This is a genomic window from Novipirellula methanifontis, from assembly GCF_052161655.1.
In the GTDB taxonomy this organism is placed as follows: domain Bacteria; phylum Planctomycetota; class Planctomycetia; order Pirellulales; family Pirellulaceae; genus Novipirellula.
In genome coordinates this window covers 9,372,360-9,397,616 of sequence record NZ_CP197418.1, presented here as the reverse complement: position 1 = coordinate 9,397,616, position 25,257 = coordinate 9,372,360, and the positions used below count along the sequence as shown (strand labels likewise).

22 protein-coding genes are annotated in these 25,257 nt (G+C 55.3%); 4 read left to right on the top strand and 18 right to left on the bottom strand.

Translation table 11 applies throughout. The annotated features are described in order from the left end of the window. Positions 1–98: 98 nt before the first annotated feature. The 3 genes from SH528x_RS33435 to SH528x_RS33425 all read right to left on the bottom strand — a co-directional run bounded on the left by SH528x_RS33435 (position 99) and on the right by SH528x_RS33425 (position 4,197). Complete coding sequence (locus SH528x_RS33435; protein WP_442507755.1) at positions 99–1,274, bottom strand: hypothetical protein; 1,176 nt, start codon at positions 1,272–1,274, stop codon at positions 99–101. A 443-nt stretch (positions 1,275–1,717) separates the two neighbouring features. Next, positions 1,718–3,514, bottom strand: a complete 1,797-nt coding sequence (locus tag SH528x_RS33430) for a helix-turn-helix domain-containing protein (protein ID WP_442507754.1) — start codon at positions 3,512–3,514, stop codon at positions 1,718–1,720. Between the two features lie 146 nt (positions 3,515–3,660). Continuing rightward, complete coding sequence (locus SH528x_RS33425; RefSeq protein ID WP_442507753.1) at positions 3,661–4,197, bottom strand: hypothetical protein; 537 nt, start codon at positions 4,195–4,197, stop codon at positions 3,661–3,663. 285 nt (positions 4,198–4,482) lie between these two features. Between SH528x_RS33425 and SH528x_RS33420 the strand changes: the two genes are divergently transcribed. Genes SH528x_RS33420 through SH528x_RS33410 form a run of 3 tightly spaced genes read left to right on the top strand, consistent with a single transcriptional unit; the run spans position 4,483 to position 9,250 of the window. Next, positions 4,483–5,952: a MotA/TolQ/ExbB proton channel family protein gene (locus tag SH528x_RS33420; protein ID WP_442507752.1), complete on the top strand. Its 1,470-nt coding sequence runs from the start codon at positions 4,483–4,485 to the stop codon at positions 5,950–5,952. Next, complete coding sequence (locus tag SH528x_RS33415) at positions 5,949–8,195, top strand: hypothetical protein (protein ID WP_442507751.1); 2,247 nt, start codon at positions 5,949–5,951, stop codon at positions 8,193–8,195. Before SH528x_RS33420 ends, SH528x_RS33415 begins: the two co-directional genes overlap by 4 nt. After that, on the top strand, positions 8,192–9,250 hold the full coding sequence (locus SH528x_RS33410) for a hypothetical protein (RefSeq protein ID WP_442507750.1): 1,059 nt from the start codon (positions 8,192–8,194) through the stop codon (positions 9,248–9,250). The genes SH528x_RS33415 and SH528x_RS33410 overlap by 4 nt, the downstream gene beginning before the upstream one ends. Before the next feature lie 212 nt (positions 9,251–9,462). On the opposite strand, the gene prmC is transcribed toward SH528x_RS33410, so the two are convergent. From prmC to SH528x_RS33350, 12 genes are all read right to left on the bottom strand, one after another. Beyond that, positions 9,463–10,350, bottom strand: a complete 888-nt coding sequence (prmC, locus tag SH528x_RS33405; protein ID WP_442507749.1) for a peptide chain release factor N(5)-glutamine methyltransferase — start codon at positions 10,348–10,350, stop codon at positions 9,463–9,465. Positions 10,351–10,414: 64 nt separating this feature from the next. Then, entirely contained in the window at positions 10,415–11,494 is a 1,080-nt protein-coding gene (gene prfA / locus SH528x_RS33400; RefSeq protein WP_442507748.1) for a peptide chain release factor 1, read from the bottom strand. 134 nt (positions 11,495–11,628) lie between these two features. After that, on the bottom strand, positions 11,629–11,877 hold the full coding sequence (gene rpmE, locus SH528x_RS33395) for a 50S ribosomal protein L31 (RefSeq protein WP_442507747.1): 249 nt from the start codon (positions 11,875–11,877) through the stop codon (positions 11,629–11,631). A 341-nt stretch (positions 11,878–12,218) separates the two neighbouring features. Beyond that, positions 12,219–12,683, bottom strand: a complete 465-nt coding sequence (locus SH528x_RS33390; protein WP_442507746.1) for a DUF420 domain-containing protein — start codon at positions 12,681–12,683, stop codon at positions 12,219–12,221. 3 nt (positions 12,684–12,686) lie between these two features. After that, positions 12,687–13,370, bottom strand: coding sequence for an SCO family protein (locus SH528x_RS33385; protein WP_442507745.1), 684 nt, complete (start codon positions 13,368–13,370; stop codon positions 12,687–12,689). Positions 13,371–13,439: 69 nt separating this feature from the next. Beyond that, positions 13,440–14,315 carry an ABC transporter permease gene (locus SH528x_RS33380; protein WP_442507744.1) on the bottom strand — a complete coding sequence of 292 codons (876 nt, stop codon included), beginning with the start codon at positions 14,313–14,315 and terminating at the stop codon, positions 13,440–13,442. A 14-nt stretch (positions 14,316–14,329) separates the two neighbouring features. Beyond that, positions 14,330–15,316 (bottom strand): ATP-binding cassette domain-containing protein, encoded by a 987-nt coding sequence (locus tag SH528x_RS33375; RefSeq protein ID WP_442507743.1) that lies wholly within the window; start codon positions 15,314–15,316, stop codon positions 14,330–14,332. 8 nt (positions 15,317–15,324) lie between these two features. After that, positions 15,325–16,416 carry a heme o synthase gene (gene cyoE, locus SH528x_RS33370; protein ID WP_442507742.1) on the bottom strand — a complete coding sequence of 364 codons (1,092 nt, stop codon included), beginning with the start codon at positions 16,414–16,416 and terminating at the stop codon, positions 15,325–15,327. A 17-nt stretch (positions 16,417–16,433) separates the two neighbouring features. Further along, the gene (locus tag SH528x_RS33365) at positions 16,434–17,495 is read right to left on the bottom strand and encodes a COX15/CtaA family protein (protein WP_442507741.1); all 1,062 of its coding nucleotides are present in this window, start codon (positions 17,493–17,495) and stop codon (positions 16,434–16,436) included. A 40-nt stretch (positions 17,496–17,535) separates the two neighbouring features. Then, positions 17,536–17,715 carry a hypothetical protein gene (locus tag SH528x_RS33360; RefSeq protein ID WP_442507740.1) on the bottom strand — a complete coding sequence of 60 codons (180 nt, stop codon included), beginning with the start codon at positions 17,713–17,715 and terminating at the stop codon, positions 17,536–17,538. Positions 17,716–17,822: 107 nt separating this feature from the next. Continuing rightward, a complete protein-coding gene (locus SH528x_RS33355; protein ID WP_442507739.1) occupies positions 17,823–19,064 on the bottom strand; it encodes a cytochrome c in 1,242 nt (413 codons plus the stop codon). Positions 19,065–19,237: 173 nt separating this feature from the next. Beyond that, positions 19,238–20,041 (bottom strand): methylamine utilization protein, encoded by an 804-nt coding sequence (locus SH528x_RS33350; protein ID WP_442507738.1) that lies wholly within the window; start codon positions 20,039–20,041, stop codon positions 19,238–19,240. A 636-nt stretch (positions 20,042–20,677) separates the two neighbouring features. Here SH528x_RS33350 and purD point away from each other — a divergent pair. Continuing rightward, positions 20,678–21,976 carry a phosphoribosylamine--glycine ligase gene (gene purD, locus SH528x_RS33345; RefSeq protein ID WP_442507737.1) on the top strand — a complete coding sequence of 433 codons (1,299 nt, stop codon included), beginning with the start codon at positions 20,678–20,680 and terminating at the stop codon, positions 21,974–21,976. 79 nt (positions 21,977–22,055) lie between these two features. Here purD and SH528x_RS33340 read toward each other — a convergent pair whose 3' ends face one another. From SH528x_RS33340 to SH528x_RS33330, 3 genes are all read right to left on the bottom strand, one after another. Beyond that, the gene (locus SH528x_RS33340; RefSeq protein ID WP_442507736.1) at positions 22,056–22,646 is read right to left on the bottom strand and encodes an HAD family hydrolase; all 591 of its coding nucleotides are present in this window, start codon (positions 22,644–22,646) and stop codon (positions 22,056–22,058) included. Positions 22,647–22,746: 100 nt separating this feature from the next. Further along, positions 22,747–23,352, bottom strand: coding sequence for a hypothetical protein (locus SH528x_RS33335; protein WP_442507735.1), 606 nt, complete (start codon positions 23,350–23,352; stop codon positions 22,747–22,749). 66 nt (positions 23,353–23,418) lie between these two features. Next, positions 23,419–25,005 carry an OprO/OprP family phosphate-selective porin gene (locus SH528x_RS33330; protein WP_442507734.1) on the bottom strand — a complete coding sequence of 529 codons (1,587 nt, stop codon included), beginning with the start codon at positions 25,003–25,005 and terminating at the stop codon, positions 23,419–23,421. Positions 25,006–25,257: the final 252 nt, after the last annotated feature.

The following is a 25,257-nucleotide window of genomic DNA, read 5'->3' as shown; positions in this document are numbered from 1 at the left end:
TTTGATGATGAGTGAGGTGGGGGGAGAGGTGGGCGAGCGTTTCTTCGTGGTTCGGAACCACCTTCAATCGTCAGTGCTCATCCATTGATTTTACACTGCTAGAGCTTGATCGATTCCAGGAACGACTTGATTGCCTCGGATTCGGCGGTCACTGTTTTCGCAGGGCCCGTCATTTTGATGAACAAACTGAACCCTTCATCTAATGGGACAATGGTGGCGTCGATCGCGGTGCCTGCGTCGGGGTCTGTACCTAATAGTAAGAACCGTTGGCCATCTCGACCATCAATTTTGATCTTTTCAGCATCTTCGAGAGCTTTGTCGACGACTTCGACTGCAACACCCTCGGGGCGAATTTGGCCGAGCCAGCGAGCAACGTTGCCACGTAGGTCGCCACCGGCAGGAATGACTGTCAGTTCGGCTTCGGCATCTTCGGGGCCGACGTTGAACGCCGCCATTCGCATGCTGGACATTCGCCCATCACGCCAACCTTCGGGGCGATCGTACTTCAAACGCGAAGCAGGACTTTCCGGCGATGCACTGTTGTCGGCGTCGGCTGCAGGTGTTTTCGTGGGCGTAGAACCCGACGTCATCGAGCCGCCGGCCACGCCGCTATGGATATCGTCGTTGGGCATCTCGCCAAGAGGCATTTGGCCACGAGCCATCCCACCCATCATTGGCGGTGAACCGCCACTTGATTTGCCAACGATATCGACCCATACCGCAGGTCCGTCGCCGGATTCGATCTCCAGTGGCTTGCCGCTCGCCCATTTTTCGGTCGATGCAGCCAAGCCGATTTGGCCTCGCCAACGATTGACATTCATCGCCACTTCGGCGTCCCAGTCGGGTTGTTTCGGGAGCGACGACACGCTGATGTCGAGCTGCTTGTCGGGCGTGTTGACGGCGATCGAGGCAAACCGCATCGGTTTGGATCCGCCGAGCTGCCAACCTTCTGGTAATTCGTCGAGCACAGGTTTGTCGTCCTCAAATTGGATCGACTCGACAAACTTGCGGAAATCATCTTCAATGATGGCAACTGCTTTCTCGGGAGCCGCCGTGATCTTAAAGAACCAAGTTTGATCGCCTTTAGGAACCATCGCCGCCAGCATGCGGTCGTTACCGGTACGAAGTTGCTCAGGCACCTTGGTCGGTATCGCGTAGGTCACGATTGGATCGGTTTTCTCGCAACCCGTCACGACGGCTAGTAGTAGCACGACGCAGAAGATCGCCAAGTATCGTTGTGCGAAAAAGCGGGAGGTCCGCAACATGTTTGCCATCAGAATCCTGGAGCTGGCTATAGGGGTGGGGCGAAACGGGGGGATCGCTGCATTTTGCAGCTCCAGCCCGACTAGGTACGAACCCATGAAGGTAAGGTGCCCCCATTGAATTAGAAACCCCGCAGGCTTTTGTTTCGTACCCACGATTCTAACGTGCGGCGGTGTCCAAGGGCAGCGGAATTTTCCACCGATGGAGGTGCGAATCGAGGATCATAGTGGCGAGTCAGGATTGCGGCTCACTGCGATGCCCACCCCGATTTCTACGTGCATTCTCTGTGTTTCGCCGCAAAATACAGCTTCGCAAGCCAATCGGGTAGCTAATACGTCTGATCCTGAACCATCAAGGCAATCGCCTCGATGCGGTTCCGATCTCGATTTGCCTGCGACAGCATGTCACGTCGGCAAACGCTCTTAAACAGCCGCAATCCGCAGCCAATCCGCGTCTACCAGCCCATCAAGCTGATTAGCGAATCGGTCAACGAGCTGACCGGGGCGGATGGCTCGCTGTAAGTCCACATATTGCGAAGCAAATCGGTCATCAACATCCCGCCGAGGCTCAGTACGCCGATGATCATCACCAACGTCAAGCACTGCAGCAGGGTGAAAGGAACCTCATAAGTGCTAACCGCAGACGATCCGGTGGCGGTCTTGGTCCGCTTGGATGTCGAAGCGATTCCGACTCCTTCGGCCGCGACTTCTTCCTCTTCGACGAATCCTTCTTCGACCGGAGCCGCTTCGGCATCAAACGCGTCGGCGTCGCCAAATGCGTCGCCACCAAATTCCACAGGCTCGCCGATCAACTCGGAGTCTTCGACTTCGATCACCTGAGAATCGCTATCGATTTCGGACTCTAATCCGATGCCCGATGGCGACAATTGGAATTCTTCGTCAGCTTGGAAATCGACCATCGAGCCATCGCCGCCGACGCCCGACGCACTACTTCCGACGCCACTGCCGTGCGAGACTTCGGCACCCAGGTCCAATGCCGAAACACTGCTGCCGGCCAGATCAAGTGGTTCACTTTCGAGCGATAGCCCGCTATCCGAAGGGCTCATCAAATTAATGCCGCTGTCGCCAGCAACCGACAAATCGTGTTCGGCGCTATCGATGACAAGATCGTCATCGTCGTCAGCAATCAATAGATCGTCGTCATCGTCAAGCGACAGAGCATCATCGCCGCCGGGAATCACGGCACCCGAACTGAGGGCGCCAAGTCCGAGACTGCTGCCTAATCCTGAGGATGCGAGCAAGTTTTCGCTGTCGCCCGAGATCAATCCGCTGCCACCTTGTTCGGCGCCAAGCAAATCAAGTTCACTCAAGACATCGCCACTGAGGCCCATCGCGGAAGCCTTGCTGCCTGAGGCGGGGGAGTCAAGCTCGTCCATCAATTCCAAGCTGCTCACGCCGGAAGTTCCCAGATGGGAGCCTCCTTTGGATGCCGACGCCAGATCGTCATCGATCATATCGAGTCCACTGTCTTCGTCGCCGATGACAATGTCGTCACTGTCTTCTTCGCTAATCGGCGAAAAACTCAGGTCGCTTCCGTCTTTCAATCCGCTACCAACGATCCCACTGCCTAGATTGATGCCGGAGTCCGACGCCAACACATTGGTCGGTTCCGAGTCCAATAGTTCTTTGAGTTCCGCGTCGGTGACCGGTCCGGTACTGCCAGCATTCGGCTCGATCGACAAATCAATTTGTGCCGAGTCGTGGGTGATCGCGGGTTCTTCAAGACTCAATTCGCCCGAGTCAATCTCGAGCATGTCTTTCTTGATTTCGATTTCGCCATCGTCCTGGCCAATATCGGAAAGGTCGCCCAGCAGATCGTCACTGTCGCTGGCCACCAACGCGACGTCGCTTCCGACATCACTTCCGTTGGTGATCAAGTTCACGTCGCTGCCGGAACCGCTGGTGGATCCTTCGATTCCGAGCTCGACATCGCTGCCGCTGCCGTCGCCCACATTGGCGTCGTCGCCACCAATGATGTTGGTACCGCTGCTAAGCGAAAGACCCGATCCAACATTCATGTCGCTAACCAAGTCGCCCGAGCCGCCAAGCATGTCGCCGACGTCAAGATCAGCGAGCTCATCGGCAAGTCGAGAGATTTCGTTTTCAGGGAATTTCCAGCTCGCTCCATCGCGGAATCCTCGGACTTCACCTTGACTGCGAAGCTCGACCAAGCGTTCGGTGGGAATGCCTAACTTCTTCGCAGCGTCTTCGAGGGAGAGATAATCGGCCATGTGTGTTCTTTGGCTCCGGTAAATCGCAGTGCGAAATTCAGGATGGCGAAAAGGGACAAGCGGTCTGAATTGCTACAGACCGGTCGGAAACTGTTGAATTGTGGGTTACGACTAGACGCCCATTGTGCCTCAAATTGCCTAATTTGCTACTTTTTCCCCTTATTCATTTGCCGAATTTCTTCGGGCAAGGGGGAAGTCGCGTTCAGCTGAAGCGAAAAGTCCGCGTCGATCGGGCGGCTGCTGACCAGCCGAATCGTTCCCGATCTATCAATATGATACACAGCCATCCAGGATTTTCCGGTATCGATTAGCGTAATTGTCTGACTTCCCGAGCCGTCAGAATGGGAAAAACCGATCATGTCGCCTGCCGCACCCACCTGATAGGGGCGAGCATTGGCCTGGCCAATCACCCCCAATACCTTCTCTGACTGGGCTGAGGAGACGTTTTGCTCCGTAAATTGGCCGTTTTTTGGCGAATCTGGCAGCGTTTCTTGCGGGGGGGATGTGGCGGGAGACTGACTGAACACGAGCGATGTCGCTGCAATCACCACGCTGCTGAACAAAATAATCCGGAGCGGCAGTTTTGCTTGCAAACGATGCAAAAACTCGCTCGGGGAGAGGATCGAGGCAATCTTGGGGCGGTTTGGCATCTTCATCGCCTGATGTTTTGATGATGGAGTCATTGCTTTTGGGCAGCCACGAGACGGTTTCGGGCCGCGGTCATCCTAGTGCTTTGGTGCTGCAGATTGTAGTCCGACCGCTGCCGGCGGCCTTGAGTCCAAGGTGACTGGCGAAAACTAGCGACTGGCAAAATCTATCGATTGGGTGAAGTGGCATGGTCGAAACGGTCGATCCTTTTGTAATGAGTACCGCATTCGTGCGCGCACTCGCATCGTCGAGTGATCCATCGTCGACGATATCGCTGAATCGCTATTGGCAAGTTGAACTCAACCATCGAGGCTCGAGTCGTGAACCGCAAGCAAAACGACGCATCCCAGCATTCACCTAAACCCGTGTCCTCCCGCGGCATGGGGTGGGGCGCACTGGGAATCGTATTTTCTGGAATGCTCTACGCCGTAATCTATCTGACGGGCTGGGCACCGCTGGAACGCTATTTTCTCGGGCATCCCGTCGCAGTCGCCGCCACCGTGCTGTTTTGTGTCGCGGCAGCGGTACTGCTTGGCAAATTTTGCCAGACCTCGGTCCAGTGGAACATGCTGTCGGCCATTCGGGACGAAGATTTAACCCCCGGTGGACCGAATCGCACGCTTGCCGAACGATGGCGTAAAAATCACGATGCCGGACATGTCGCCAGCAACTGGTTGGCGCAGTTGCGAGAGTTGCCGATTCGCATTCGGTCAAGTTTGATGATGCGACGTCTAGAAGAGTTGCTAACGCGTCAAAGCCAACGTGGTAGCACCAAAAACCTCTCCGATGACTTGCGTGAACTTTCTGGTCGCGATGCGGATGCCGCTTACGATTCGTTTGGATTGGTTCGCATTATCGTTTGGGCGATTCCAATGTTGGGATTCCTCGGTACGGTGATCGGGATCACGCAAACGCTCGGCGGTCTCGATTTTGCCGACGGGACTGCTGCCGTCGACCGACTCAAAAGCGGTTTGTACGTCGCGTTTGATACCACTGCACTTGGTTTGGTGTTATCGGTAGTCGCTATCTTTTTGCAATTTCCAATCGAACGCAGCGAGCAGCGATTGTTGTCGGTGATTGACGCTCGTGTTGGACATTTGGTCTCGGAGTCGCTGCCAAGCGACGAAGCGGCGGACAACCAAGTTGCGATGATTACCGATCTGTGCGAAGGCATTCGCATCGCCATCGCGACCTCGATCGAGTGCCAATCCAATTTGTGGCGGCAAACGATCGACGAGGCAAAAAATCATTGGAAGAGCGTGCATGAAAGCGACTCGAACAAGATTGCCGAGGCGTTTGACACGACGCTTCGGCCGGCGCTGAAAGAGCACGCCAGCGTGTTGGACGATTCGGCGCGATTGGCCAGCGATCGTTGGGAACAGCAATGGCAAATGTGGCTTGATGCGACGTCGCACCAGACCAAGTTGATGACCGTTCATCAAGAATCGCTGCAAAACCAATACACATCGCTCGCTGAACTAAACGAGCGAGCCAGTGCGGTGACGTCGATGCAAAAATCAATTGATGCTAGTCTGCGTCAATTGAGCGAAACGAATTCAGCGATCGACCGCAGCATACAAACGTCGGCTGGCGATGGAATGGCCGATGCGATGCGAGTGCTTGCTCGTGCCGTGGACGTTCTGACCACGCGGTTGCCTACCACGTCAAGTGCCTTGGTTGCCGCACCCGCGACGGTGTCGGAACAACGCATGGATCAGGCCCGTATTGATCAGGCCCACAGTGATGGAAAACCTGTTCTTGGTTCGCACAAAGTAAGGCGCGCAGCATGAGTGGGCGAGGTCGCCAACAAATTTCGCCGACCTTGTTCCCCTTCCTTGCTGTTCTTGTTTGCACACTGGGTACGTTGATCCTGTTTCTGGCTCTCGTTGCTCAAGATTCAACGCAAAAAGTAAAACGGCAAGTCGAGGAAGAGGCCAAGGCACAAGCGAACGTGGCACAATCCGAAGCGGATGCTTCCGCCGACGGTGGACTGACCTCTGCCACGGTGAAATCGATGATCGCGGAGGAAGAGTTCCGCGTCTCGCAGCTGGTTTCGTTTCGCGATGCCCAAGCCGCCGACGTGGAACAACGTCGCGATCAGTTGACGCATCTTGAGGATCACTTGCGCCGCATTCGTGATGAGTTGAAGCGACTCAGCGATGAAGTCAAGCAAGCGACCGGCGAAGAAAAAGCTGTCGAAATCGACGGAGCTGCGGTTGCCGAGTTGCGTGAGCGGTTGCAAGCCGAGGAAGAATCACTGGTTGAACTCAAGCAGCGTGTGCAAAGCAAGGCACCTCGTATTGTTATCGTCCCCCACAAGGGACCCAACGGTACCGATCGTCGCCCCATTTATCTAGAGTGCACCGGGCAAGGCCTAGTAATTTGGCCAGAAGGTTCGGTTATCCCCATGAAGGGACTCCGTGACGCCGACACCGGTGCCAATCCACTCGACGAGACGTTGCGTATTGTCCGTCATCATGTGATGCAGAACTACGGCGATACCACGCCCCCCTACCCTTTGCTTGTTGTGCGTCCCGATGGTTACGCCTCGTATCATTTGTCGCGTCGAGCCCTTGGCGATTGGGATGATCAATTCGGAGTGGAGTTGATTCCTGACGAAATTGAACTGGCGATCCCCAATCCGGATTCCAACTTAAGGAACCGGATCGATGTGGCGATTCAATCCGCGATGGCTCGGCAACGTAGCGCGGGAACACGCGAGCAGATTGCGTTTGGGGAAAAGCGAACCGGGAAACCTCGTCCGCTATCCGCAAAAGATCTTGACATGCAAGCTCAATCGCACGGGTTTGAATCAGTACGTGGCGTTCCGACAAATGGGTGGGATCTGAGCAAGGCGTCGCCTTACAACGTCGATCGTTCGGGCCAATCACAACGCCGCAGTGCGAACATGGACACCCAGGGAAGCGAATCCAATCAGGCTGCTGCGATTAGTGGTCGCGAACTGAAGCAACTCGAAGACGAGATGCGGCGAAGTGCGGCGGAGATGCGCGAGTCCGGCAGCGGCGGTGACCGCAGCGCCGAAGCGATGTTGTTAAGCAGCCCCAACGGCAATGGTGGGATGATCGATGGTTCGTCCAGTATGATGTCACAAGGCTCGGGGTCGTCGCTGCTTGGTAATCCCGCCACGGGCAATACATCAGCAGGCAGTACATCAGCGGGCAACAAGGCTTCGAGTGACCCGCCGAGTTTGCTGGCTCAATCAGGTCGCGATCCGAGTATCGGCGACTTCCTAAACCAATCACACGGCAGACCTGATACAGGAAACGCAACATCGTCGGGTTCCGATGGCATGTCATTGTCGAATCCGTCGGGGATGAATGATGCTTCAGCGTCAGGCTCCAGTGCGAACACGGCTGATGCAAGCTCGGGCAACTCCGCAGATCAATCGAACGCTTCGAATGGATTTACGATGCCAAGTGATACAGCATCGAGTTCCGCAGATTCGGGTGGCGGAGATAGCCGAACAGGCAGTGATGCGGACGTGATGGGCTCAAACGGCGGGACGTCGGGGACACAGTCCTCCGGCCAAGCCTCGGCTTCGGGATCGCCCCAAAGTGGTGCATCCCAAGGCAGTGCAGGTGCCGGTGGCTCGTCGCAACCGCCGGCCGAAGGGCAAATCGGTGGCAGCGCACCGCCGCAAAATCCGAATCTGGTCAAGCCAAACAAACGCGACTGGGCGCTGCCGGATTCGGTGGCTCAATCGCGAGGCAACTCAATCGTGCGAACCATCCGCGTCGTTTGTGACGAGGGCCAATTTGTGCTGCTCGGATCAGCGATGAGTGGAGGCACCGAAGTGTTCGGATTTAGCGACAAACCGGTCTCGACCGCGACGCTTGAATTAGCAACGGCCGTACGCGATCGCATTGATCGCTGGGGACCGTCATTGCCCGGCGGTCGTTGGTCACCGGTACTCGACGTGGAAGTGATGCCAGGTGGCGAAGCTCGCTTCGAGCAACTTCGCAAATTGATGCAAGGCAGCGGCGTCGAAGTCGTAGGGAAGGTGGCACAATGAGTGGATCCAAACGAAACCGAACGACCTTTGAGCTAGGCCATGATGCTTTTTTGGACATCATCGCCAACCTTGTCGGTGTGTTGATCATTTTGGTGGTGGTGCTGGGCACGCAATCCTCCAAAGTGATCGAAGAGATCAAAACGCAATCCAGTGTCGAAACCGAGCTTGTTCAGGTGGATGATTCCAAGTCACCGGCAAGTGTCGATCAACTCGAAACGTTGGCGAGCTACTCGCTGAGAGCCGCGACGGCGCAATCCGACTCGGATCGCCTCGAAGCAACGGTGAAACGTTTTGATAACGAACTCGAAATTCGCCAGCGGCAACGCGACGCGATGCTCGACTTGTTAACCGAAGCCAAGGCGGCCTGGGAAGCCGAGAAGAGTAAGTTCGATAAGGACGCGACTCAACTGGCAAAGCGGCACCGTGAATACGACGAAATGATCAAGCGGATGAACGAGCTGCAAGGTGAACGCGAGCGAGTCGAGGGGCAAGAAGCACCCGTCGTCGCAGTGCAGCATTTGCCCACCCCGATGGCAAAGAAAGCATTCGGGGACGAGGTTTACTTCCGGCTCAAGGGCAATCTGTTGTCGGTAGTCCCACAAGTAGCATTGTTCAAATCGGTGCGTGATGCCTGTGTGCCCGATTTGCGGACCTCGCGAACGGGATTGATCAAGTCAGCGGTCGGACCGATTCGAGGCTACGTTTGCCGCTTTGTGATGAACAAAGAGCAAGAGATGATTCGAATCAATGGTCAGACAGGCATTCGTGCGACCATCGAACCCGTGCGATTAAGTATCGAGCCGCTCGAAGAACCGATTGGCCAACCGCTCGAAGAAATGATGCGAGACGGTAGTGACTTACATGTCGAGCTTGCCGGCCGCAATCCTGCGACAACGACGGTGGTCGTGTATGTCTATCCCGATAGCTTTGCCGACTTCCGTACGTTGAAAGAGTATTTCTATTCGCGTGGTTTTGCCACTGATGGAAAACCAATGGAAATGGATAGTGGCATCACCTTCGCCGAAGGCGTTGTCGAACACACGATCGCACAATAGGTCATTTGCGTTTTATTGCCGCGGAACTTGTCAACGGCTTGTTGATTTAATCGAAATGCAAATTGCATCAGTGAGCCGTGAGCCGTGAGCCGTAAGGCACCGGGCAACGCGTTTTACCCGGTCGCTCACGCGCGAGCGGCTCACTAAATCAACAACGCGTCAAGAGTTTCGGCCACCCTGAAAAACGAAAGTCACGCACGACTTTCGCTACGCTACACCCGGGCCATCGAGATGATTCGCCGCTGACCGCTGAGATCTTTGACAAATCGCAGATCGCCCAGCGTCGGGGTCACTTCGACAAGTTCTTCGCAAAGCTCTGCGATCATCGGGCTGATCTCAATGATCAATCGGCCGCCAATCTCGAGTCGCTGAGGAGCGGTTTCGAGCAATCGTTTGATAATGTCCATTCCATCGATGCCTGCGACGAGTGCTTCGCGAGGTTCATGATCGCGGACCGTGGGATCAAGCTGCTCGTACTCGGACTCGCTAACGTACGGCGGATTGCTGCAGATGATGTCAAACGTTGCAGGTTCGGTGACGGATTCAAACAGATCACTGTGCACGAAGCAAACCGAGTCGGTGACTTTGAGATGCTCCGCATTCCAGTTTGCGATTTTCAACGCAGCCTCGCTAAGGTCGATCGCGGTGATCTCGGCGTCTTTGATGTTTTTAGCCAACGTGATCGCAATCGCACCGCTGCCGGTGCCAACATCGGCAACGCGAATCGGTCGGTCGCTGATCTTCATCGCCTTGGCAACATCGAGTGCTTCAATCACAAGATGCTCGGTTTCCGGACGCGGAATCAAGACGTTTTCGTCAACTCGAAATCGCAGCGAGTAGAACTCTCGATAACCGACCAACTGAGCCACCGGAGTACCTTCGCCACGACGGCGAATCATCTCGCGAAACGCAACACGTTGCTCTTCGGTGGGGACTTCGCTGAACGCGGTGTAAAGCTCAATGCGAGCACAATCGCGGGCATGAGCGAGTAAGACTTCGGCATCAAGCCGAGGTGATTCGCTTCCCCGACTTTTGAAAAAGTTGGTAGTCCACTCCAACAGTCGTAGCACCGTCCACGGTTCTTCCTTGGTCTCCGACATGGGGTTCCTTTTTTGAAAGTCGAGTCAACGCAGCGTTAGATGCAAAATCGAAGCTACGTTGCAATTAGTCGATCATGTCGCCGCGAAGCTGGTCGCGATCGTAATTGATCATCGCTTCGGTGACAGGAGTTAAATCGCCGGCAATGATTTGATCGAGTTTGTAAATCGTCAAGTTGATGCGGTGATCGGTTAAGCGGTTCTGAGGGTAATTGTAAGTTCGGATTCGTTGACTGCGATCGCCCGAACCAATCAGCCCTTTTCGCGTTTCGGCAAGCTTGGCGTCTTCTTCTTCACGCTTCTTTTCATATACACGTGCCTTGAGAACTCGCAGCGCGCGAGCCAAGTTTTTGTGTTGGCTTTTTTCATCTTGGCACTGCACGACGATACCGGTTTCGTGGTGCGTCAAACGAATCGCCGATTCCGTTTTATTGACGTGCTGACCACCGGGGCCGGACGCACAAAATTTGTCGACCCGATAATCATCGGGTCTGATGTTGACTTCGACGTCTTCTGGTTCGGGCATGACGGCGACGGTCGCTGCCGAGGTATGGATGCGGCCTTGCGTTTCCGTTTCAGGAACCCGCTGGACACGATGCCCACCGGACTCGTACGCCAAGTCGCGATAAACGTTTTCGCCCTCCAGCGTCAGCGTGATGTCTTTGAACCCGCCCATTTCGGTGGCGCTATGGTCCATGATCTCGGTTTTCCAACCTTTGGTTTCCGCATAGTGGCGGTACATTTCGAAAAGGTCGCGAGCGAACAAAGCCGCTTCATCGCCACCGGTGCCCGCGCGAATTTCCATCACACATCGAGTCCGGTGCGAGTCTTCGCCACCGATTGTTAGCGAGAGCAGATCTTCCCACAGTACTTCGCGGCGTTTGCGAAGCCGTTCTATTTCGACTTCGGCCATCTCGCGTTCTTCAACGTTCTCGGCGGCTTCGGCCATTTCCTCGCAACCGCGAATCTCGTCGGTCAGCTTTTTAAACTCGCGGTACTTTCCCGCCACCTTTGCCAGCCCGCCGTGTTCGCGTGCCGCTGCACTCATGCGTGCTCCGTCGGCAAGCACCTCAGGGTCGGACATTTCGAGTTCAAGATGCTTGAACCGAGCAAGCTTTTCTTCGAGAGTATCGCGGATCGAACTCATGGGGAGTCATTCAGGAACGAGGCGGAAGCAGGATGGAACCAGCAGAAACGGTCAGTTACACGTATCATAAAAAACAGCCGCACGCGTCCCAACAAGGACGGTGCGGCTGGATGTCGTGTTCAGTCGTGACGAAGCTATTTTTGGGCTTTCTTCACTGGCTTTTTCGAAGCAAGGCTGCCGTAGGTTCCTGCAGCAAATTTCTTCTGGAACTTGTCGATACGGCCCGCAGTGTCAACGAACTTCAACTTTCCGGTATAGAAAGGATGACAATCGCTGCAAATGTCGACCTTCAATTCAGATCGTACGCTGCGGGTAGTAAAGGTGTTGCCACAACCACAGGATACGGTTGTTTCTTGGTATTTGGGGTGAATGCCGTCTTTCATGGCAGTTTTCTCTCGTCGTTTTGGGGTTGAGCGCACTGGCTTGGTACAGTATCGCGAGCGAGGAATCCTACGCTATCGGCCCCGCTTTGTTCAAGGGCCTTTGTTGCCCAGAAACCCCCGGTTTACCCGGCAATTCTCGTTTTGTCAGGTATTGCGGTTTGCATGGGCCCCATTTACTCATCTGCAATCGTTGCGAAGGCTCTCAGTCAGGGGGGCGATAGTGTAGATACGTATCCTATTATAGCGAACTCGGTGTGAATTCCGCCAACAAGCATTGATGGGTCCATCCTTGATCGGCACTCCAAGCTACGTCGGTGCACCGAAATCGCAGTCGCAGACAATCAAACCGCGTAAATCTGGTACAGCATCAGATAAACCAGAACTCCGGTCACCGACACATACATCCAGATCGGATAAGCAAATCGGACCAGTTTCTTGTGAGCGATGATCCGCCCCTTCATCGCCAAATAGACCGCTCGTAACGCGAGAAACGGAACAGCGATCGCCAAAACTAGGTGAGTGCCGAGGATGCTGAAGTAGGTGTACCGTGCCGCATCGGACGCAATCGAAGGATCGGTCGGAAATCGTTTGTTTGGTTCGCCCGTCGTTTGAAACAACGCCACTTTGTGCAGTAGGTACAACGCCAAAAACACCCCGCTAACACACAGTGCCGCCAGCATCATCTTTCGATGAGCTCGCGGATTGCCTTGGCGAATTCGGATCAATCCGAGTGCTAGCAAAACGGTCGCCGTGGCGTTCAGCGTTGCCGTTGCGTGAGGCAGATTGTCTGCCAAAAATTGCCACATCGCTCAGGATGCCTTTTTCTCGGAGGATGAAATCATTTCTTGAATCTTCTCTTTCAGCTTCTTGAACTGAGCTTTTTCGGGCCAATTGTAAAAGCCTTCGATTTCACCCTCGGGATCGACGAGCACAAAACGCTCGGTGTGAAATTGTTTGTCCACGGGCATCCGGAACACTTCCGAGCCGACGCGGCGAATGTAGCCGAGATCGCCGGTCATGAATAACCACTGGTCACGGTCGGCGCCAAAACGGGCCGCATACTCACGCAGAATTTCCGGTGTGTCAGTTTCAGGGTCGACCGAGATCGCAACAAAACGAACATCTTGGCCTGCGAATTCGTCCTGCAGTTCCTTCAGCTTCTGGTTCTGGGTGACACAGATGCTGGGGCAGGTGCTGAAAAAGAAGCTGACCACGTATGGCTGGCCTTTCAGATCTTCGCTCGCGACCTTCTCGCCACTCCGCTCGGTCAGTTCGAATTTGCTGAGCCACTCTTCGTCCTCGGGTGGATGGCTTGGCATCGCATTTTCAACGTTGCTCGGGTCGACCGCGTCAACGTCGACGCCCGCGTCGCTAAAGACTTCTTCGCCGGGACCAGGGCCGTTGGCATACTCGGATTTGCGGAGCTGACGCACGCCCAGTCCAAGCACGAGTCCGGTGATCAGGATCAAGATGATATGGATGGTCGTTCGCATGATCGATTTCTTCAAAGCGAGTCGCGGAATGGATTTTTAGGTGGGACGTCGCGGTGGATTGCGATTGCGTTAAACGATCACGTCCACTTTGCGGCTGCCGCGTACGAGGCGCCACGCAATCAATGTCACCACAATGGTGGCAATGATTGTGACGCTCCAGCACGTTGCGCTAGAGGGGGCGAAGCCGGCATTAGCAAAATCAACTTCGGGGTAAATCAACCGCCGCATTTCCAGCATCGAGTAGCTGAGCGGATTGATTCGCATGATGCCGCCAAGGATCATTTGGCCAATCGTGGAATCGCTCCAGGCGGGGATCGGAAAGAACGAACCACTCAGTAACCACATCGGCATCAAGCCGAGCATCATGATCGCATGGAAGCCCTGCGTGCTATCCATTGGCCATGCCACGATCATTCCGAGCGAGCACATGCCAATGGCAATCAGAGCGAGTAGCGGCATCAACAGAAAGATACTGCTGCTGAGCGACGCGGTGCCAAACAGATAGACCAGCATCAGAAAGAACATTGCTTGGACCCAGGCTATTGCGCTGCCGCCGATGACTTTGCCCATCAACACGGGCCAACGTCCCACCGGTGACACCAGCACCGATTGCATGAACCCTTCGCGACGATCTTCGATCACCGAAATTGTGGCAAAGATCGCCGTAAACAAAACGATCAAGCCGACCGTGCCCGGCAGAAAGAATTCCATGAAGTTCTGGTCGCCCGCGACAGTGAACGCACCACGCAGTCCGGTGCCAAACAGCATCCAGAACAACAGCGGTTGCACGATCGCCGCAGAGACGCGGTTACGTTGGCGAAAGAATCGCGTCCATTCGCGTCGGGCCAGCATCCAAGCCGCCGACATGCCCGCACGCGCCGAAGTCGGATTGGGTTGGCCGACGGAATCGGAACTCGAGGAAGGGGATGTCGTGATGGCACTCATAAAGGTCTGCGTGATTACTGAAACTGGTGACCGGTTTTGGCGATGAAAACGTCTTCCAAGCTAGGGCGACCGATCGAGATCGATTCGGCCAATTCGCCGAGTTGTTCGGAGATCAAAGGGACGAGTTGTGCGGGGGCATCGCTTTGCAACCGCAATTGATTGCCGATCGTTTGCGAGTCCAAGTTTAAATTCTTGCTCAGCAGGCTTGCGGAGGTCTGTGGTTCGCTCGTTTCGATCGTGATCACGCCATCGCCGAGGTCGCGGCGAAGTTGGTACGGCGCTCCTTCGACAACCTTCTGTCCCTCGTGCATGATCGCAACACGATCCGCCTTGTCCGCTTCCTCCAACAGATGCGTCGTCATCAGCACCGAGGTGCCCTGGTCGCTCATCTCGCGAATCGCTTTCCAGAGATCGAGGCGAGCACCAGGATCGAGACCGGTGCTCGGTTCATCCAACAGCAGCAGTCGTGGTTGGTGCAGCATGCCTTTGACGAGTTCGACGCGTCGTTTCAGACCACCTGAAAGAGTTTCGCAATAATCGCGGCGACGGTCGGTCAGATTCAATTGCTCGAGCAGTGCATCGCGGCGGACATTCAATTCACGCCCGGTGATTCCGTACAGCGCGCCCTGGCAGGCGATGTTTTCATCGACCGTCAGTTTGTTGTCCAAGCTTGGCGACTGAAACACAATCCCGATTTGACGGCGAACCGCTAACGGGTTGGTGCGGCTGTCGACGCCGCCGATTCGGATCGTTCCATGTTGGATTGGCAGCAGTGTGCACAGCAACCGAAACAGCGTCGTCTTGCCGCTGCCGTTTGGCCCCAGCAGTGCAAAGATCTCACCGGCGTGCGTGGTCAGGTCGATGCCTTGCAGAGCCCAGGTCGTCTCGCCCGACTTAGTGTCATAAGCATGACGAACTGCTGTCGCAACGCAGATCGGAGTTTGTTTTGCTTCGCTCAACGGAGACGGTGTCTCCGCCGGCAGGATCGTAGATTGATTCACGCTTTATCTCACAACACCGTTCGTACGGTCACAATGGCCAACACCGCCGGCAACACCAACAGCGAGGACCGCAACAGTTTGCGAGCCATCACGTCGTCCGGCGTCGCTGAGAAGCGAATCGATGCACGCAGCATCGGGTAGCATGCAAAAATCGCAGCCACCGATGCAATGATCGTTCCCGGGATCGAACCGCCGGGGATCACACACAACGCGACGCTGCAGACCAGGATCGCAATCGAACCGGCGATGCTCTGTGCTCCGGCCGATCGGCCACTAGGGTCGACCGTCGTGGACATGCAGAAACCTGCTTCGGCATATTGGCGGCGGTACAACCACGCGATGGCCATGAAGTGTGGATATTGCCAAGCGGCCAAAACCGCGACCAACAACCAACCGGTCCAGTCTCCGATCGCACCGCCCGCGGCGGTGTAGCCCATCAACACGGGCAAGGCTCCGGCAACCGCACCGACGGTGGTGTTCCATGCAGTGCGTGTTTTCATCGGGGTGTAAACCAGCACGTAAAGCAACCAGGTCGCGGCTCCAGCCAAGGCGGGTGCGTAACCAAACTGCCAAAACAGAATCGCCGTGCCGATCACGACGAGCGCTGCGGTGTAAAGGATCGCGGGTAGCAGCTTGACTCGCTCAGCCGGCAACGGCCGCGATGCGGTTCGTGTCATGTTGCAATCGATGCGTCGTTCCCAAATCTGGTTCGCCGCTCCGGCACTGCCGGCGACCATCGCGGTTCCTATCAGCAACCAAATCATATCGAGCGTCGCGATCCATCCGCCAGCGGCGATCATCGCCGAAGCGACGGTCGTGACCAAAATCATGGTCACAATTCGCGGTTTGGTCAGTTGAATATAGTCCGAAAAAAGACTGGGGCGTGTCGCGGCAACGGCCTGTGTCGTTGTTGGGGCCGCGGCGGCATCCCCACTGCCCTGCCCTGCCCCATCGGCAAGTTCGGGCCCATCGGTAACATCGTGGGCGGCATCTCGAGGGTGGGATTCCCGCTGGCTGTCCACTCGTTTTCCTTCGCTCACGTAACGAACCCTCGCCGACGAGGGCGTCAGTGGATCGGCGATTAATATCTCTGTCGACACTTTTTATTCGTTCCTAGTTAAGTCGCCGTTTCGCTCGTGACGGAAGCCATGTTCAGGTTGCGAACACGCAGTATACGGACCCATGCAAACGTGGAAACCGCAAGAATCAAAGATCCGGTCGCAACATGCGAAGTGACAAGTAACGCATTGGCGTAATTCTTTGACTCAATGACATAACCCTCCGCTCCGGGAAACCATCCCAAAAACGCAGGCCAGCCATAGTGAACTACCCAAGTCCCAATACCCAGCAAAATCTGAATGCCCACTAATCCTATCAAGGCAACCCCAGGACGCGACAGCGTCAAATCGCCGCACTTGCGTAATCGGGCCCAGGCAACGACCACCATCAACCACAACACGAACGCCAGCACGACATGCATTGCGGTTGTATGCAAAAACCCGGTGGGTGACCCTGTGGGCTGCAAATGACGTAATCTCGCCCCTAAGACGAGCTGCAGATAGCAGGTCAAAATCAGCAAAGTGACGATTCCAAACGTCCCTTTGGCTAGCCGAGGTAACGCTACGAAATTTTCCGAATCTGGGTCCGTTCGTTCCGACTGAGGGGGCGATTCGGGTTGAACATCGTTTCCTTCGCTGCGTGAATAACGAAACCACCATCGGCTGGTGATCACCATCCCAATAACGGTCAGAGCAAAAACGATCGGGGCCGTCGTGCCGTGGATCATCGCAAACGTGCGGTCGCCGAGCACCACTCGGATGCCACCGAGCCCCCCTTGGATGATCACCGCTACCAAGATCATCACGGCAAAACCTTTGACCCAGCCTCGATGTTCGGTCCGCCAAGCCGCCACGACCAAACCAATCGCGGTGAATCCAAGCAGGGCGCCAAGCAAGCGGTGCCCATGTTCGATAAGCAAATCAAACGGGCCCAGCAACCAGGTTTTGTACGGGTACAAGAACAGGTTGTAGCCGTAAGTGTTGGGCCAATCCGGGACCGCCATTCCAGCGTCGTAGGTCGTTACCATGCCGCCTACCCAGATCAGCGGCCAAGTCAGGCAGACGATCAGGATGGCTAGGCGATGAACAGTGCGGTGGTGAGGGATGCTTTGAGATTGCATGTTGCGTTTGTTAACGAAGAAGGTCTCGTGGGGAGCTGGCTTAGCGATTTTTGTGTCGCATCGAATGAACTCGTTCCCCTAAGATGCCGCCCAATACCGCACCACCCGCACCAAAGCAGAAGCCGGCAATCAGCCCCGAAAAGCCAAGCAGTGCCATGGAAACCACTCCGGTGATCACGCCGACGATCGCGCCAATCGATCGATACGTTTCTTGAGTCATATGAAAGGTTCGTTTCAGCAGTGAGGATGGGGAAAGTCGATCGCCTGGGACCGAAACGCCGAATGTCAATCGCGAATAGGAGATACGGCAGTAAGGATTCAGCAAGCCTAAGGTTTTCCGAGCGATTGAACATAGCGGACCAAATCCCAGACTTGATCCGACGTCAATCCTTTGCCGCTCTCGGTCTCGGTCACTTCCAAGCTTGGCATTGGGGTTCCCGCGACGCCTTGGGTAATCCGCCGATAGAGCGTCTCGCCATCGCCCCCCCCGCGGAACACACCACCTTGTAATCGCCGTGGAACAATGGGCCTCGGTTTCGGGGCTCCGGCTTTGCGGAACGGTTTCATCGCATCGCGATCGGTCGGCGTTAACCCCAAACGCGTCGAGTACTCTTTGGTCCAATCATCGTAGTCCAGCGTCACCGCGGCGCCGTTCCCCGCAGGGCCGTGACAGCCCACGCAGTTCGCGATCTGGCCATGAAACAGTACACGGCCTCGCTCGATCGAATCGCCGTCACTTGTCGCTGCAGCACTTGTCGCTGCGGGCACTTCCACCACAGCATCCTCGGCGCTCGCCCACTCGCTAATCACGTCCTGAATGATTTCGCGAGTCGCCTCGGCGCCTTCGCTAGCCGCTTGGCTGTCGCTAGCCGATTCCCCGTCTCTGGCAAGCGGCATGCGGATTCGCAAGTTCTCTTCGGGAGGCGTCTCTTCATAGCCCAGTTCGACCGCTTCGGCCAGCAATTCGCGTTCGACTTCGCCGCGGATCGACAAGTAAATCACGTAATCGACCAGTGCATCGAGTTCTTCTTTGGGCAGTACCAAGAACGAAGGCATCGCCGTACCCGCTTCGCCATGAACCAGTGTGCGGCGAAGATCCGCTCGTGTCGGCTTGGCATTCCGCTGTGTCGATTTCCATTTAAAAACGCCGGGGCGAAAATCGCGAGGATAGGGATTTAGTGCCAACGAGGTGGGGCCGAATCCATCGCCCTCAAGCCCGTGGCAGTGGACGCAGTGTTCACGGTACAGCCCAAGGTGGCTGCCGTCTTGCAGGCTTGAAATTGGACCTGCCGCCCGCTCGAGTCGCTCGATATCAATCAGCGCTGGGGCCGATTCGCTCATCAGTTCGCTTGGCCATTTCGGCTCGTTCGGCGTTCCGAATACCTGCTCCAGCACCGCAGATGTGTCCGTTTGTGCCGCATCCATCTCAGCCGATCGCGATTCGGCGAGCGTCAGCGAATAGAGTGTGTTGGGCTCAAATTGATCAATCTTTGCGTCACATCCCGTCAACACAGCCAACAGTGGCAGCGAGCAGGCGATCAGCACAAAAGAGCGGACGAGTGGGGGCATATCGAAAACGGTCGCAGGTTTTGGGAAAGGATTCGTCCCCTATTGAACCGCGTAAACCCATTCGCCGTAAACTCCACGGATTGTCGCACAGGCAAAAAAAATGGCAGGCACACCAAGATGTGCCTGCCACGAATCGTTTTATTTGGATTGATCGCGATTCTACTCGCGGTCAATTACTCGGCGCTCAATGCGTCCGCTGGAACGACAACGGTTCCGAGATCGTTCACGCCCGCTTTGATGGTGACGTCAAAACGGCTTCGCGACCACTTTTCGGCTTTGCCGTTGATCTTCACATCGTCAATCTTGCCCGCTTCGTGGAAGACGCGGAATGTCAATTCTTTGCCTTCTGGCAAATCTTTGATGACCAAGTCGCCATTTTCGTCGCTCTTGGCAACGTAGGGGTGTTCGAGGACCACGACGTAAGCACGCATCCAAGGGTGAATGTTGCATTCCACTGGGATCGGGGCAGGTTCGGTTTCTTCGAGTGCGACCGATTTTTCTTGCCCTGGTGGGATCAAGAAGTTCTGGGCTGCGTTCTTGAAGAACGGCAGGTTTGCGTTGTGGCCCACGGCATCGGGGTTGGTCACCTTCAGCGTGTCGCCGGTTTGGCAAATCACGATATGGGGTTCAAAGCGACAGGCGTTGTTTTCCAACACGTGAGTGCTTTTCTTCTCAGGCACTTCGTCGAGCTTTGATCCACCGCGACCGGTGTAAACGTAAAGCACGACATTTTGGATGCCCTTGTTATCTTTGTTGACCAGTAATCGTTCGTTCATGACCGGGTGTTTGCCACAAAATTCAACATCTTTGTTGACGACTAGGGCAGTAGGTTCGGCAGCAGTTCCCGCGTATTCAAAACGCAGTTTGAGGTCGCCAGCATGGGAAACGGCCGTCGTCGAGGCCAGCAAGGACGCCGCAGCGACACCGCAAATCACGTGAGTTAATCGAGTTTTCAAAGCTTGTCGTTGGGTCTTCAACGTAAATTCTCCCAAGCAGGGGTTAGAGGGTTTGAGTCCTAAACAGGTCATTTGCCAAAAGCTCATCGGCATGTATGAGTGATCATCACGGAAAGGCAGACATGCGGAAGGGGGTGAGCATGTGGCAAAAAGCGAATTCTAGTCACCGATTAGCGTAATACACGCAAGTTACCACAAGTTTTTAACACCAATGGCAACAATCACTAGCCTCGCAAATTCAATTTTTGGCAGGTGAATTTGCTGGCGAGGTTATCGCGGCGACTGAACCACGGTGGACGTAAACTCAGTCGCCGCTGCTAACCAAACTAGTTTTTTGCGAAGAATGTGCCGTCCTTGGGGTGGGGATTCATGCGGACAGCAGAATTTCATTCTTCGGCAGGACACTGCTCATTTTAGCTGCTATTGGAGAATTGTCTACCGCTTACACCCTTTTAAGCTGGGCGATTCTCACGGTGCGATCCGCCGGGGGGAAACGGAGACACTTGGTGGATGCGGATGGCTTATGCAGCGAGAATATATTGGCCGCCCAAGCCGAGATTGTTGTTCCCACCGTGGCGATATTTGATTGGTTTGCTAATTTACCGGTTGGGTTTTGACTTTTCCTTTCTTGAATCTCTGCGACAGTGTGGTCCCGCGATGAAATTTTTAATTGTTGGTAACGGCGGACGTGAACATGCGCTCGCTTGGAAGATTGCTCAAAGCCCCCGTGTGGAAACGGTCTACGTCGCTCCGGGCAATGCAGGAACCGCGATTGACGCGATCAATGTCCCGATCGAAGTCACGGAAACCGCAAAATTGATCAAGTTCGCCAAAGAGAACGCGATCGATATCACCGTCGTCGGGCCCGAGGTTCCATTGGTGGCAGGGCTCGTTGACGCGATGCAAGAAGAAGGCCTGAAGGTCTTTGGCCCCACCAAAGCGGCCGCCGAACTCGAAGGTAGTAAGGTCTTTTGCAAAAACTTGCTGCACATGGCCGATATTCCTACCGCTGGCTACCGAACATTTCGCGACGCCGAGGATGCAGGACGCTATATCAAGGATCGCTATTCCGAACCGAATGATCCGGTTCATGTTGTCGTCAAAGCCGACGGCTTAGCTGCAGGCAAAGGGGTGATCGTTTGCAGCACCCGCAGTGAAGCACTCGAGGCGATTGACCGTATCGCCCACCAGCGTGAATTTGGCGAAGCCGGCAAAGAATTAATCATCGAAGAAAAATTGGTTGGGCAAGAGGCGAGCGTGCTGGCGATCACCGATGGTGAAACGATCATGACGCTGCCTGCCGCTCAAGATCACAAGCCGGCCTACGATGGCGATACCGGTCCCAACACCGGAGGCATGGGCGCGTATTGTCCAACGCCGATCGTCGACGAAGCGATGATGGAAAAAATCGAAGCTGACGTGCTTGTCCCGATCGTGCACGCCATGAAACGTGCTCGCCGGCCCTTCAAAGGTGTGCTGTACGCTGGTTTGATGTTGACCTCGGCCGGCCCGAAAGTGCTCGAGTTCAATGTGCGGTTCGGCGATCCTGAATGTCAACCGCTGCTGATGCGATTGAAGACCGATTTGGTCGACGTGATCGAAGCGACGATCGACGGACGCCTCGGTGAACTTGAACCACTGGAATGGGACGAACGTCCAAGCATTTGTGTGGTGATGGCGAGCGAAGGCTATCCTGGCGATTACGAAAAAGGACGAGTGATCACCGGGCTGGACCGAGCGGCAGAGCTAACCGACGTAAAAGTTTTTCATGCCGGTACTGCAATGAAGGATGGCCAGGTCGTCAATGCAGGCGGCCGCGTACTTGGTGTGACCGCGATCGGGAATTCGATCAGTGGCGCAAAACTGCAAGCGTACAAGGCGGTCAAAGAAATCCGCTGGCAAGGCGCCTGGTGTCGCAAAGACATCAGCGACAAGGCGCTCGAGCACTCCAAGTAATCACATCGCAATCGACCGCACCCCCTTGTAGCGAAACTCGCCAAGAGTTTCGAAGTGCAATAACCAGGGACAACAATTTCTAGCCGACTTTGTGAAACGTAAAGTCGCGGACATCGACACAGTCCATCGAAGCGCGTGCGGCGGCGTCTAGACCCAGCGGCGAGTCTTCGAAAACGAGACAGGTTGCAGGCTCCACCCCCAGTCGTTCGGCTGCTTTTAAAAATACATCGGGCTCCGGTTTGTGTTTTTCGGTGTCTTCGGCCGTGACGACGGCGGCGAACAGCGATTCCATTTGCAAGTGTTTGATTTGGGCCCAAACGCCTTCGCGGTCTCCGCCGCTGGCCACCGCCATTGGCACGATGTTGTAGTGAGCGCGTGCGATGTCGCAGACCCGTTGCAGTGGCGTCAGCCGCGGAAGCCGCTGGCGAAAGGCGAGCTCTTTCTCGACTCCCGCTACTTCCGGGTCGACCTCGACCGATTGTTCCTCCGCCAAGACGCGAATGATTTTATCGGTGGGCATGCCTGCCATGCTGTAGAACCGCTGTTCGGTAAACTCGATGCCGAAACGGGCCATCGTTTCACGCCATGCTTCAAAGTGTAACGGCATCGAATCGGTGAGCGTTCCGTCACAATCAAAGATCAATCCGCCATAGCGGCTAAGGTCATTCACTCGTTTGTCCATGGTTTTCAAGGAACATCCAAAAACGAAAGTGGCCAACCTCTTGCGAGATTGGCCACCAATAAACGTTAAATTCGTTTCGTCCGATAGACTAGCGAGTCGTGATGGTTTCGAACAGCGAGTAGTACGCGTCTTCACTTGGACGCGACGCTTGCGCTGGTGCTGGAAGCGAGTACGGCTTGGGAGCTTCCGGAGCAATCTGTTCCGCAGGCATTGGGACTGGCGGAGCCGGTGCGTGCTCGACCGGTGCGTGCTCAATGGGAACGGGGGCGTGTTCGATGGAGTGGTGTCCACCGCGGCTGTGTCCGCTGTGAGTGTCGCAGCAGGTCGCTTTCTTCTCGGCCGACCACGAGTACTCGCACTTAGGGCACTTGTAGTCTTTGGTCTTCAAAACGCAGATGCGACGAGTTTTCGCACCGTTGTTGCGGACCGCATCGCAGTTTCCCTTTTGCCAAGGAAAAACGACTCGCGGGATGCAGATCACCTTGGATTCGACTTCGAAGCAAGTCTTCGTTTCATCGACAACATCGACGGAAAAGTTACAGGCGTGGTCACACGCGGGGCATTTGGTGCAGCAACCAGTTTGATCGGCCAGTTTGTGGCCAAATCCAGCGGCAGCCTCGTTAGCCATAAAGGGGATCGCAGCGATCCAGAGCAGTCCCGTAGCAAGCGTCATTCGGAGTTTTTGATAGAACATAATTGGGTCCCTTCCTAGGACAAATGATTGGATCAACATTGTGGGGTTGGCGGCTTTAAGCGTGGCTTAAAAATCAGCCATGAAACGAAAGCCAAGTGCGGTGAAGTCGCCATCAACACCGGCAGCCAAAGGCACCGTGGTATCCGAAGGACCGCTGTTTTCTTGGCCTTGTCCCCCATTTTCAATCGAACCCCAGATCAAGTTGGTTTGGACCTTCGAGTAGGCGGTCCAGTACCAATTCAATCCGGCGGTGAAAGCGTGGCCATCGCCCCCACGGATATCCTTATCGCTAAGGTCGAGGTAGTCGTAGCGAAGTGCTACAGCCACCGCACCCATTCCCGATCCTGTTCCTCCGGTGCAGCGGTCAACTAAGAAGAAGTTTTCGAACGGTTTGACTCGGTCGATCGTTCCCGAAACACGGTCCAGCGGAATGTGCTCGCCCGTCAGGAAGTACGAAGCGAAGATGTAACCGCCATGAAAGAACAAGTCTTCGCCGGAGAATCCACCGGCCGCATCACGTCCGACCCAGTTGCCGTAGTACTCACTCGTGATTTGCAATGCACCGATGTTCAGCATGAACTCGTAGCCGAGTTGTTCGTAGTTGTCGGCACCGAGGATACGATTGGTGTTCCACCAACGTGAATCGCTTCGTGCCAAAGGACGCGTGCGGAACCGAGCTTCGTTCGTGTTCTGGTCGGCATCGGTTTGTCCGTCGGCATCGGTTTGGTTTGCCGATCCTGCGATCGCCAAGTGCAAATAACCTCGGCCGCCACTGACTTCGTCATACCATGGGCTAGCAGCCAAGCGGCCATAAACACCGGCTTGGCTGTCGTCGCCACGATAACGTCCGTCGTTGACGATGTTTTCCAACAGGAAAACACCATAACGCCAGTTGAACATTTCGTCATCGCTATAGCCGTACATCGCCGCACCCAAGCGACGAGCGTCTTCGTTGAACGCTTCGACCACCAATGGACGCTCGGCGAAGACGTTGTGGCGGCTGCTGTTCAAGTGGTCCAAGCCAAGCGGACGTTTTTGGTTACCGATTAGCAAGGTGTGGTTGCCCGGCAAACTATGCCATCCAATGTACGCGTCTTTGAGTTCAGGCGAGTTTGGATTGTTGAAGTCGATCTGCATGCGATAAAGCATGTTGCTCGGAATGTCGCCAGAGACTTCCATTCGCAAACGACGGAAATCCCAGCGGTTTTCGGGGTCATCCAGCGGATCGCCGGTTTCCAGGAAATTGGTTCCCGCGTCGGACTCGAGGAAATTCCAGCTGTCCAAGTGAACACGACCGCCAATCTTCATGGTCGGTTTTTTCTTCTTGTCTGCCGACTCATCGGCGAGCTTATCTTGGTATTTCCCCCAAGATTTTTCTATGTCTTCAACGCGTTCGAAAAGCTTTTTGTAGTCTGCCATTGGCACCGACTCTTCGGACGGTTCGCTCGACTCTTCCTCACCAATCTCTCCGTCCTCTAAAAGGGCGAAGGGTTGGTTGTAGGTCGTCGCTTGGACTTGGTTGCTGCCCGTCGTTGGGAACTCAAGAGGGCCATCGCCGAGCACCACTCCGGCTGATTGGGTCGCGAAAGCCAAGACGACTCCCGCGGCCACAAGCTTGGCTTGCAATTGGTTGGTACGAAACGTGATTCGCATCGCCTTAAACTTCCATGTAATTGTAGTGGCAGTGCTGGCCAATCCTTTGGGATGGGACCTCCGGAAAGGGCCAGTCACTTATCTGCCGTTTTGAAAAACCAACCTCCTGTTGGCTTTTGGAAACACCCGCTGTCTGCACTGCGAAGTTGAAAACGCAGTTACGTTCAATGGGGTCCCACACTCGTAGTTATCGGACCGGGTTGATCGGATCACCCATGCGAAGTGGGCTAATTCGCATCTGCCGAAAAATGG